General features: G+C 52.0%; 12 protein-coding genes. 8 read left to right on the top strand and 4 right to left on the bottom strand.

Features of this window, described 5'->3' with window-relative positions:
- Positions 1 to 85 precede the first annotated feature (85 nt).
- Complete coding sequence (locus tag CKL79_RS23900; RefSeq protein WP_240518846.1) at positions 86 to 538, top strand: DUF6399 domain-containing protein; 453 nt, start codon at positions 86 to 88, stop codon at positions 536 to 538.
- A gap of 45 nt (positions 539 to 583) precedes the next feature.
- On the opposite strand, the gene CKL79_RS12965 is transcribed toward CKL79_RS23900, so the two are convergent.
- Entirely contained in the window at positions 584 to 1,351 is a 768-nt protein-coding gene (locus CKL79_RS12965; protein WP_121969998.1) for a YebC/PmpR family DNA-binding transcriptional regulator, read from the bottom strand.
- 141 nt (positions 1,352 to 1,492) lie between these two features.
- On the opposite strand from CKL79_RS12965, the gene CKL79_RS12960 reads away from it, so the two are divergent.
- The 6 genes from CKL79_RS12960 to CKL79_RS12935 all read left to right on the top strand — a co-directional run bounded on the left by CKL79_RS12960 (position 1,493) and on the right by CKL79_RS12935 (position 6,400).
- Positions 1,493 to 1,798, top strand: coding sequence for a hypothetical protein (locus CKL79_RS12960; protein ID WP_121969997.1), 306 nt, complete (start codon positions 1,493 to 1,495; stop codon positions 1,796 to 1,798).
- A 317-nt stretch (positions 1,799 to 2,115) separates the two neighbouring features.
- Positions 2,116 to 2,241 (top strand): hypothetical protein, encoded by a 126-nt coding sequence (locus tag CKL79_RS24200; RefSeq protein ID WP_276300163.1) that lies wholly within the window; start codon positions 2,116 to 2,118, stop codon positions 2,239 to 2,241.
- A 124-nt stretch (positions 2,242 to 2,365) separates the two neighbouring features.
- Positions 2,366 to 3,250, top strand: a complete 885-nt coding sequence (locus CKL79_RS12950) for an IS5 family transposase (protein ID WP_346427062.1) — start codon at positions 2,366 to 2,368, stop codon at positions 3,248 to 3,250.
- Positions 3,251 to 3,258: 8 nt separating this feature from the next.
- Positions 3,259 to 3,498, top strand: a complete 240-nt coding sequence (locus tag CKL79_RS12945) for a hypothetical protein (protein WP_121969995.1) — start codon at positions 3,259 to 3,261, stop codon at positions 3,496 to 3,498.
- A gap of 235 nt (positions 3,499 to 3,733) precedes the next feature.
- Positions 3,734 to 5,437, top strand: a complete 1,704-nt coding sequence (locus CKL79_RS12940; RefSeq protein WP_205879081.1) for a peptide ABC transporter substrate-binding protein — start codon at positions 3,734 to 3,736, stop codon at positions 5,435 to 5,437.
- A 3-nt stretch (positions 5,438 to 5,440) separates the two neighbouring features.
- Entirely contained in the window at positions 5,441 to 6,400 is a 960-nt protein-coding gene (locus CKL79_RS12935; protein WP_121969993.1) for an ABC transporter permease, read from the top strand.
- On the opposite strand, the gene pdeM is transcribed toward CKL79_RS12935, so the two are convergent.
- Both pdeM and crtL read right to left on the bottom strand, forming a co-directional pair.
- Positions 6,401 to 7,072: a ligase-associated DNA damage response endonuclease PdeM gene (gene pdeM / locus CKL79_RS12930; protein WP_121969992.1), complete on the bottom strand. Its 672-nt coding sequence runs from the start codon at positions 7,070 to 7,072 to the stop codon at positions 6,401 to 6,403. It abuts the gene before it with no gap.
- 4 nt (positions 7,073 to 7,076) lie between these two features.
- The gene (gene crtL / locus CKL79_RS12925; protein ID WP_121969991.1) at positions 7,077 to 8,309 is read right to left on the bottom strand and encodes a lycopene beta cyclase; all 1,233 of its coding nucleotides are present in this window, start codon (positions 8,307 to 8,309) and stop codon (positions 7,077 to 7,079) included.
- A 186-nt stretch (positions 8,310 to 8,495) separates the two neighbouring features.
- Between crtL and CKL79_RS12920 the strand changes: the two genes are divergently transcribed.
- Positions 8,496 to 8,753, top strand: coding sequence for a TIGR03643 family protein (locus CKL79_RS12920; RefSeq protein ID WP_121969990.1), 258 nt, complete (start codon positions 8,496 to 8,498; stop codon positions 8,751 to 8,753).
- A 276-nt stretch (positions 8,754 to 9,029) separates the two neighbouring features.
- Here CKL79_RS12920 and CKL79_RS12915 read toward each other — a convergent pair whose 3' ends face one another.
- Positions 9,030 to 10,970 (bottom strand): ABC-F family ATP-binding cassette domain-containing protein, encoded by a 1,941-nt coding sequence (locus CKL79_RS12915; protein ID WP_121969989.1) that lies wholly within the window; start codon positions 10,968 to 10,970, stop codon positions 9,030 to 9,032.
- Positions 10,971 to 11,072 lie beyond the last annotated feature (102 nt).

Genomic DNA, 11,072 nt, shown 5'->3' with positions numbered 1-11,072 from the left:
TACCGAAGCCCAAATATCAGAAAGACAAGCCGCATGTCTCTACCGCGCGCCTCTTGGCCAAAGCTAAAGAAGACAAGAAATCACCTTGAAAGGGCTGGTCTACTGGACGCAGCAAGCCGACAAGACCCGCCAGCCTGAACTCAAACGTCAGTATAAAACAGCCGCCAGTGTTGCCTTTGAGGCCCTCGTCGCTCATCCCTATACCGACCAAATTGACGACCTGCAACAAACACGTTGGCGACACTGGTGTCGGTGGATGTGTGCCAAGTATCAACGCACCTCCTCTGCCGTTGAAGGCAGAAACGGCTATCTCTCTCAACGTCACCATGTTACGCGCGGGTTCTCGCAGCAGTCTTTGAAGACGCTGACCACGATTCACAACTTTGACCTCAGACGCGCTGATGGCTCCACCGCTGCTCAACGCTTATTTGGCCATCAGTTTCCTGACCTATTTGAGTGGGTACTCAGCCATCATACTGAGCTGCCTTTGCCCAGAAAGGCAGCTAAAGCACATCAGCCCAAGCCCCTGCACGCATAGCTTTTCCCGGCTTAAGTTGGTACCCCTCTAGAGGGCTAGGAGATGCTAGGTCAGTTGCACGATCGCTGCTTCTGTCAGGTCAAAGTTGGCCGTGACCGACTGCACATCGTCTGAGTCTTCTAAAGCGTCCATCATTTTAATCAAAGCGCCTGCCAGGTCAGGGTCTTCTACCTTGACGTTATTAGCAGGAATCCAGCGCAGATCGACTTCGCGGATGTCGTAATCTTTCTCCTTGAGGGCGCTGCTGACGCTTTCTAAATCTGCAACATCGCAAAAGACTTCTGCGCCGGGAGTGTCTTCGTCGATTTCTTCTAGCAGTTCGTAAGATTCTGCCCCTGCTTCTAGCGCGTCTTCTAGCAGCGCTTCCTCTTCAATTTCACCCGTGATCGCAATCACCCCTTTCTGGTCAAACATCCAGCCAACGCAGCCGGTTTCGCCGAGGTTGCCGCCATTTTTGTTAAAGGCAGAGCGCAGGTCAGCAGCGGCTCGGTTGCGATTGTCTGTGAGCGCCTCTATGAGCACGGCCACCCCGCCGGGGCCATAGCCTTCGTAGCGAATGGCTTCAAAGTCGCCTTCGCCTTCTAGCTGACCGCAGCCTTTGGCGATCGCCCGGTCAATATTCTCATTGGGGAAGCTTGCTGCCTTGGCCTTATCTATCGCTGTGCGTAGCTGAAAGTTGCCATCGGGGTCGCCGCCGCCCTGCTTAGCAGCCACAATAATCTCGCGGGAGATCTTGGCAAACACCTTGCCTCTTACCACATCGACCCGAGCCTTTTGCCGCTTAATATTCGCCCATTTGCTGTGTCCTGCCATCGGCGCTGCAATTCACTCGCTTACTTCAACCAGAATAATAGCGATTTTTTCGGCTAATTATGCGTTGTGAGCCTTGCCCGAGCCGCAATCAGCTTCACCCCTACAGTAAAATGACTCATAGAAGCTTTTGGTCACTCAGCCATGACGCCTAAAGAAGAACTGATGCAAGCGATTCAAACATCGCCAGACGATATCATTTCAGCATTGTTAGAAACTTTGAAGAAATTGAGGGGCCAGTCAGAGTCGGCAGCAGAGTCGGCAGCAGAGTCGGCAGTAGAGTCGGCAGTAGAGTCGGCAGCAGAAAACCCCTTGACTGAAAGGCTGTACCGGAAGAATGGCATTTTGGTTGCAGAAACCGGGCCGCTTAGTGATTTTGATACGACTGCCTTTATTAGGCAGATGAGAGAAGAAAGAATTCAAAGCCAGATTGACAAGCTAGGGCTATGAAAGTTCTGTACGACACTTCTGTCCTGATTCCTGCCTTGTTGGTTAATCACGACAGACATTCAGCCGCGTTTCCTCAGCTCGAAACAGCAAGACGGGGAGATGATCAAGGTTACCTATCAAGGTTACCTATCAACTCATAGTTTGGCAGAACTGTATGCTGTCGCAACCCGTTTACCAAGTCCGATTGGGGTTTCGCCAGAGGGTACAAAAGCAATAATTTTAGATTTGTTAGAGTATTTGGTGCCTGTGGAACTTTCGGCTAGTGATTATCGGCAGGCGATCGCCAGAGTAGCCTCACTCAAACTAGCTGGGGGTAAATGTACGATGCGATCATTGCTCAGGCCGCCCTGAAAGTAAACGTAGACAGGTTAATCACGCTGAACGCTAAAGACTTTTTACCGCTAGGCGATCAGGTCTCGGCCTTGGTTTCTGTGCCTGAGTGAGGAACTGCTCATTCGGTGTGTAATGGCAAAAATCCTTTTTACTGCGAAAACTCTATAAAGGCTACGAAACCAGGAAAAATGATGGTCTATAGAGCCCATTTGAGATCTATTATAATAATAGCGAATGTTGCTCAGAGACTTTAGTTCAGTCAGTATGGCTTATTCCAGCAGTCTTAGCGATAAAGAATGGGAAATCTTTGAACCGCTGTTGCTTGAGATTCTACCCCCGAAGAAGAAAACTCGCCCTCCGGCTTGGACAAAGCGGGAGATCGTTGACGGCATTCTCTATCAACTGAAGAACGGCTGTAACTGGCAGGATTTGCCTAAAGACTTACCGCCTTACTCGACCGTATACTGGCACTACAAACAGTGGCGGGCAGCCGGTGTGTTTGAGGAGCTGATGCGGGTGCTGCATGAACAGGTCCGCGAGCAGGTTAAAAAAAAGCCCAAATGGACGACGCTGATGATGATTGACTCGCAAGCGGTAAAGAATACCTACAACGCGGGCGTGGACTCCAAAGGCTTTTGTTTCTACAAGGCGACGAATGGCATCAAACAGCATCTAGCTGTTGATACGCTGGGCTTTCCGTTCTTTACGCACTGTCCGGCTGCGAATGTTTCAGATGATGCGGGGCTGATAGAATTGCTCAGCGCCAACATCGACTACTTCAAGTCGAAGCCGGTGAATATTCCTAAGATTACTGTTTTACTAGACCATGGCTATCATCCGGACAAGTTGACTGAAGCGCTAGTGCAGATCTATCCAAAGATCATGAAGAAGATCCGGTTTGAGCTGTCACCGAAGCCATCGAAAGCAGAGCAAGCAGCGCAAGGGAAGAGCGGCTTTGTGCCGGTAGCCGCCAGATCGGTGATTGAGCGTTCAAACGCCTGGATGGAGCGCTGCAAGATTCTGGTTAAGAACTTCGAGCGGACGCTGTCGAACGCCAAGGCAAAAACTGACCTCTGCTTTGTCAGGCTAATGGTCAGAAGGCTTGCAGCCGCTTCCTAAGATGTCAAATGGGTTCTATACAGGCGATCGCGTTAGACGCTTCTGGAAAAACGCTGATCAGCCGAGATAGCAATCAGTCTGTGCTTTTTTGGAACCTGCGAACCTATCGGAGCGATCGCTCAGTCGGCGTGGCTCGGGCAATCGCGGTATTAGAGCTTGACCACAATCATGAAATAGGCTTGACGGTGGTCAAGGTCAAGCAGCACGGCGCAGGTGAAAAAGTTGCGGTCCGCTATCTACACACCTGATTAGCCTTGACGGTTTCTAGCTGCTCTGGCAATAACGACCGTTCCTGAGCGTGAGCATCTTCACTAGGGAAGACATCGCTTACCACAGGCTCATTATTCTGTCCGGACCATTGCTCCTAGAGAGCTTGATCTTCAAATCGCGCTATAGTTTCCCTTAACTGTTTCGAACTGGCGATCGCCAAGGGAACCGAGCCGTATGCGTATAGAGACATCTGTTAAGCAGTGCCTGTCTTTAATGGCCTTATCCTTATTGGGGGCAGGGCTACTCACCGCTTGCAACCCCGAAAGCGGTCCTGACAGCGAAGCACCCGCTAATCCAGAGGCGGCGACCGGTTCTCAATCGCTCAAACTGCTTTACTGGCAAGCCCCCACAACGCTAAACCCGCATCTCTCCAGCGGCACCAAAGACCGAGAAGCGGCTAGCCCAGTGCTAGAGCCGCTCGCTGTTTATAATGAGGACGAAACGCTGGAGCCGATTTTAGCCGCTGAAATTCCCACCGTAGAAAACGGCGGCATCAGCGAAGACAGTACCACCGTCACCTGGAAGCTCAAAGCGGGCGTGCTCTGGTCAGATGGCGAGCCCTTCACCGCCGAAGACGTTGTATTTACCTACGATTTCATTACCAACCCCGAAGCTGCCACCACCTCTACCGAATTTTATGGCGAAGTCGAAAGCGTCGAAGCCGTAGACGACCTCACTGTCAAAGTTACCTTCAAGCAGCCTACCCCGGCTGTGATGTCGTCCTTTGTCGGCGGCAGCGGCATGATTTTACCCGAGCATATTTTCGCAGATTACAACAACGCTCAAGCTCGCTCAGCTCCCGGCAACAATTCTCCTATTGGTACCAATGCTTATCAGGTCAAAGAATTTAAGCCCGGAGACACCATCATTTATGAGCCGAATCCTAACTTTCGCGGTGAGGCACCCGCCTTTGGTACGATAGAGCTGAAAGGCGGTGGGGATACCGTGTCGGCAGCCAGGGCCGTTCTGCAGACGGGTGAAGCTGACTACGCCTGGAATATTCAGGCGGAGCCAGATATCATCGCTAATCTGGAAGCGGCTGGCAAAGGTGAAATGACTTACGTCTTTAAGCCGCTGATGGAGAGAATATATATTAATTTCTCTGATCCGAATAAGGAAGTCGATGGAGAGACTTCGCAAAAGGATACGCCCCATCCCTTTCTCTCAGAGAAGCCCGTGCGCGAGGCGATTAGCCTGGCGATAGATCGCGAAACAATTACGCAGCAGCTTTACGGCGAAGCAGGTACGGTCGCCACCAACTTTATTGTCGCTCCAGAGAAGTACGTTTCATCGAATACCGAATACGAGTTTGACTTGGAAAAAGCGGCGGCGCTGTTAGATGAGGCCGGGTGGCAAGATACTAACGGTGACGGCGTGCGCGATAAAAATGGCACCGAGATGACGATTCTCTTTACTAGCTCTGTGAATCCGGTACGGCAAAAGACCCAGGAGATTATCAAGCAAAATCTCGAATCTATCGGCATGTCGGTAGAGCTAAAGAGCGTAGAGTCGGGTGTGTATTTTGGCGATCCGGCCAACCCCGACTCGGTCAATCGGTTTAACTCAGATTTGCAGCTCTTTGCCTTTGATAGTGAAACGCCTGAACCCGATTCCTATATGGAACTGTATGCGTGTAGCCAAATCTCGCAGAAGGAAAATCAGTGGGCCAAGGAGAACTCTTCTCGCTACTGCAATCCTGAATATGATGCGCTCTTAGAAGAACTCAAACAGGAGATTGACCCAGACAAGCGCAAGGCCCTATTTATTGAAATGAACGATCTGTTGATTGACGATGTCGCGCTGATTCCGCTGGTGCGCCGGAGTGACCCTTATGCGATCGCTACTTCCCTCACCAATTTAGAATTCACCCCATGGGCTGCTAGCACCTGGAAAATCAACGACTGGGGCCTTCAGTAGGGCATGGGCAAATACCTCTTAAAGCGAATACTCATTGCCATTCCTACTCTAATCGCGATTAGCATGGTGATTTATCTGGTGCTAGCCTTGGCCCCCGGTGATCCGCTCGGAGAACTTGCCAACAGCCCCTCTATTACTGCCGAAGTCAGAGAAAATATCCGCCGTAGCTTAGGGCTCGATCAGCCCATCTACATCCGCTATGTGAAATGGGCCGGGGCCTTTCTCACGGGCAACATGGGCTATTCGTTTGTTAGTCCGGTTCCGGTGAGCGCTCTGATCTGGCAGCGCTTGCCTGTTACGCTGTGGGTCGTTGGGCTGGCCTATTTGGTTTCAGTCGCGTTAGCCTTTCCGCTGGGCATTCTCTCCGCCCTCAAGCGCTACACCTGGCTAGATCAGCTTGCCACCACTTTTGCCTTTGCGGGCTTCTCCATTCCTCCCTTTTTTACCGGCCTAATTTTCATTATTATCTTTAGCGTGTGGCTAGGCTGGCTTCCCTTTATTTATGACAGTAATTTAACGGTCAACAGCTTTAGCAGCTTGCTCGCTCAAGTAAAACAGTCCATCATGCCTGTTGCCGTACTGGCCCTATTTCAGACCGCCGTACTCATGCGCTATATCCGCGCTGCTGTGATTGAACAGCTGACTATGGACTATGTACGTACAGCCTACGCTAAAGGGCTCAGCGGTTGGGAAGTGATGGTTCGTCACGTTTTGCGCAATGCCTTAATTCCAGTCGTCACGCTGATCGCATTGGATATTCCCACTGTCTTCACGGGCGCGCTAGTGACCGAGCAAGTGTTTCGCGTGCCGGGGATTGGCTCACTGCTAATTGATTCCATCACCCGCAGCGATACGCCCGTTGTGATGGCAATTACTTTCATTTATGCCATTTTGATCGTGATGTTTAATTTGATAGCAGATGTACTCTACGGCGTGCTCGATCCGCGTATTCGCTATTCGTAGTTAGCACTGCCCTCCAAAGACAATTGCCTCTCCCTCACACACGACATAAGCGCAGGTATTGCTCACTAGCTCTACTTCATAGCCGCCAGTAAATTCACCAAAGGAGGGTAGCGTAAGCCGCTTTTGGTCATGCTCGATGAAAAAGCAGGGCAGGCGAAGGCTGTCTGTGCGCGATCGCAACCTCATCACCGGATGGATATGTCCGCAGATATTCAGCGCTGCGTCGTGCTTTATCTCCGGTTCATGGCTCAGTAAAAAAGGCCCCAACCTGGCCGCATCTGTCTGGTAATCCATCGTGAGAGGCGGCAGCGACGAGACCAATCGACGGTCGTGATTGCCTACGATGAGAGACGTTTCTACGCCGGTTTCTTTGAGGAAATTATCCCAGCTGATCAGAACTTCGGGGACGAGCGATCGCCTGGAATGAAACAGATCTCCGAGAATGAACAGCTGATTGGCTCGGGTCTGGGTAAGAAGCGATCGCAGCCGATCCAAATTCTCTGTATTCACCGCGCTAGAAACCGGAATGCCCAATGACTGAAACGTCTCCGCCTTGCCCAAATGCACATCAGAGACCAGCAGCGCCTCTACGTCAGGCAAATACAGCGCCCTGTCATCCAACAGCCGTAAGCGATGACCAAACAGACTGATTTCATTAGCTAGCACAGCCATAGCACTAAGGCGTCAGCGTCCGGCGCAGCAGATTCCCGTGGCTCACCACCGAACTCATCAGTCCCCAGCGCACGGAGTTAGAGGTTTGGCCAAACAGCCCTAGCATCGCCTGCACGATTTCTGGCAGGGCCATGGTATCTGCCAAAAAGCCCGACCACTGAGGCTTGTCCAATTCAAAAAAGGCCGTCAAAAACTGCTGCAAATTGCGAGTGTCAAAGGCCATTAGATTCTCCAGGCCAAACGTATAGAGGTAGTGCTTGCGCAGTCGTTCGACCGGCCAGAGGGCTTGCCAGGCTGTCTGGGCAACCTGCTCCGGAGAGGTGTTTGGGGCTTCTAATGCGAGAGCGATCGCCCGCGCCAAATCAGGCCCACGCCGCAGCATCGCCCCTAACATATAGCCAGTCGCCGGATGCACCATACTCGCTGCCCCGCCAAAGCCCACTACCGACTGATTCAAATCAGGAATAGGCATATTCATCGGAAACAGACAGCGCTCAGTGTGAAAAGTATCCGTCACCGTCACCCCACGATGAGCCAACCGCTGATGTAGCCGCCGCTCTAGCGTATCAAAACCAATGGCAGGCGCATGGGCCAAAGACGTTTCTTCAATAAAATAAACGTCGTCTCCTAAATCCATTGCGTATAGAAAGGTAGGCGGCAGCGCACGCTCTGGCGCAGGCAGATAGTCATCCCGATAATCCATTAGCACCATCTGCCCCGGCGAAATCGGCGGCGCAGAAAACCGCCCCACGATGCCATAAGCCGCCTGATACGCGATCGGCTTTGTTACGACTGGCCGCTTCACCAGCGCCGGATTGTGACCGCTGGCGTCAATCACTAGCCGAGCGCTATAGGTTTTTCCGGATTTATCGGTCACCTCAGAGCGCCGAGATGAATGCGATACCCCCGCGACCTTGCCGTGATGCCAGACAATGCCGTGCCCCTGGCTCTGGGATAACCAATGACCTTGCAGCTTCTCCCGGTCAATCAACCCATAGTCTCGCCGTAGCGGCAGGGGCCCCTGGCCCATATGCGCCACCGTATTTTGCCAGCGATGCCCCAAAAATTCGCTCATCCCCAGCGCTTCTAATTCATCTGCCCAGATACCGTAAGTGTTTGGCCAGGGCTTTGCCGGGTCAGTTGCTGTTAGCCCTGCCACCTTCAATCCCCGCTGCCCTAGCGCCGCTGCCAGCGACAGCCCTGCTGGCCCCGCCCCAATCACTAATACATCTGACATGAAACCCACTGCTTCCCAAGGTGTCTGCTTATTTTACCGGGTAAGCCATGCGTCCGCCTAACGCTATTGGTAAACGTCATCTACGCCTGAGTATCGATGTCGATACAGCGATCGCTCGATACACTAAAAAACGACAGTGTCATAAGAAAGTCCTAAAGAAAGCCCTAAAGAAAGCCCAGAGCAACTATGAAGCCTGATCAGCTAAATGGAGAAACCATCAATCGCGTCATCGAAATGGCCTGGGAAGACAGAACCCCTTTTGAAGCCATTGAGACACAGTTTGGCCTGAAGGAGAAAGACGTGATTGCCGTGATGCGACGCCATATGAAGGCTTCTAGCTTCAGGATGTGGCGCAAGCGGGTGAGCGATCGCAAAACCAAACACGCTAAAAAGCGCAGCTTTGAGGTCGGTCGCTTCAAATCTAGCAATCAGAAAAACTACTAGCTTTTCTCAGTACAGGACAAAGAGTACAGGACAAAAGCTTGCGCAAGATACAGGGAGGGGGTTTCATATTTTATCATGGCCCTATTTCGCAGGAAAACGGTCAACTTGAGCGAATTAGCAGTGGCCTTTCCTGGTCGAGCTAAGCCTGAGTTGCTAAAACCATGCGGCAGCAAGCCCTTGAGCTTATAGCGACTCCCGGATGTATTCGGCAACCGCGAGTCACTTTGCCCATTGCAACATCAGGTTTTCAGCTAGTTCTTTAAAATATTTGAGTGCTTAAGAAATAAGTTCGGCTAGCTCCATCCAGCGTTCGGTAGCAGAGTCAATTTCGGCTGCGATCGACGCAATCTCCTCAGACAGCTTCTGCAACTCGCCATAGTCACTGGGAGGCTCAGGATACAGCAGCTTCTCTAGCTTAGCCTTCTTCGCCTCTAGCTTAGGAATTTTGTTTTCTAGCGTTTCGTACTCTCTCTTCTCTCGATTAGAGACTTTCTTTGAGGGAGAGCTGATGCTCGGCTTAGCTTCAGTTGGGCTCTCTGTTTTCACTTGCTGAGCTGACTTTTGCTGAGCTGACTTCTGAACTGCCTTCTCAGCCGATTCTTCTTTTTTCTTGGTCTCCAGATAAACTGAGTAGCTGCCAGGATAGCGGCGAATATTGCCGCCGGGCTCTAGTGCAAAGATGTTCCGTACCGTGCGATCTAAAAAATAGCGATCATGCGAGACAGTAAGCACACAGCCGTTAAAATCCTCTAAGTAGTCTTCTAACACGGTCAGCGTTTGCACATCGAGATCGTTGGTGGGCTCGTCGAGGATGAGCACGTTGGGCGCACTGAGCAAGACGCGCAGTAAGAACAAGCGACGCTTTTCACCACCTGAGAGCTTGTGAATGGGCGTGTACTGCTGATTGCTGGTAAAGAGAAAGCGCTCTAGCATTTGAGAAACGCTGATCTGGCTGCCGTCGGCAGTGGTGACAAAGGCACCCTCTTCTTTGAGGTAGTCCATGACTCGCAGGTCTTCGTTGAGCGCTTCGAGCAGAGCTTCAGAATGCTGGTCAAAGTAGCCGATGTGAATAGTGGAGCCAATGTCTACAGTGCCGCTGTCGGGCGCTAACCGCCCGGTGATGATGTCTACCAGCGTGGTTTTGCCTGCGCCATTGCCGCCGATGATGCCGATGCGATCACTGCCCGTAAATTCGTAAGTGAAGTCTTTGATTAAGGTGCGATCGCCATAAGCCTTACTCACCCCGTGTAGCTCGATTACCTTTTTGCCAATCCGTCGCCCGGGCGTATCAATCTCTACCCTGCCCTGGGTCTCCTTAAACTGAGTCTCCTTCATCTCTTCAATTCGGCCAATGCGCGCATTTTGCTTCGTGCTTCGCGCCTTTGGTCCCTGTCTCAGCCAGGCCAGCTCTCGCCGCAAGATCCCTTTAAACTTTTGCTGAGAACTCGCTGCTGACGTCTCCTGATCAGCTTTTTTCTCCAGGTAGTAAGCGTAGTTACCCGCGTAGGTATACAGATCCGCCCGGTCAATTTCGATAATGCGGTTAGTCACCTGATCGAGGAAGTAGCGATCGTGGGTAATCAGCACCAGCGCGCCGCGAAACTGACTCAGGTAGTCTTGCAGCCATTCCACTGACCCCGCGTCCAGGTGGTTAGTCGGCTCGTCCATCAGCAGCAGGTCGGGGTCGCTCATCAGCGCCGTTGCCAGGGCAATTCGCTTGCGATAGCCCCCCGAGAGATCGCCCACTCGCGCTTCAAAGTCTTCAATGCCCAGCTTACTGAGAATAATCTTGGCGTCGGTCTCCAGGTCCCAAGCGCCCGCCGTCTCCATTTTTTCGCCGACCACTGCCAGCCGGTTCATCAGCTGGTTGAGTTCCTGGCCCTGGGCATGAGACATTTTATGAGAGAGGTCTTCGTACTCACGTACTAGCTGCATCTGCTCGCCGCAGTCGGCAAACACCTGATCGAGCACCGTCAGGTCTTCGTTAATATCAGGCTGCTGGGGCAAGTAAACCAATCGTGACCCAGATTTGGTTAAGCGCTGACCGCTGTCGATGGGCTCCAAGCCACCCATCATCTTTAGCAGGGTAGACTTGCCCGAGCCATTTACCCCAATCACGCCGACCTTGTCATCGGGCTCAATGCTGAAGGAGCCGTCACGCAGCACTTCTTTGATGCCAAAGTCTTTATGGACAGATTGAAAAGTAATCAGGCTCATGGGCGCGGTAAATAAGGCAGGAATCTTTATCGTAGGTCAAAAAGGTAGGAGTGAGCAGTCTGCTGACCGATGCCAAGCCGCCACCGTCAAAAGGCCAGCACT

Source organism: Leptolyngbya sp. BC1307 (assembly GCF_002286735.1).
Lineage (GTDB): Bacteria > Cyanobacteriota > Cyanobacteriia > Phormidesmidales > Phormidesmidaceae > Phormidesmis.
The sequence above is the reverse complement of the archived record's forward strand: the minus strand, read 5'-3'. Positions and strand labels throughout refer to the sequence as shown.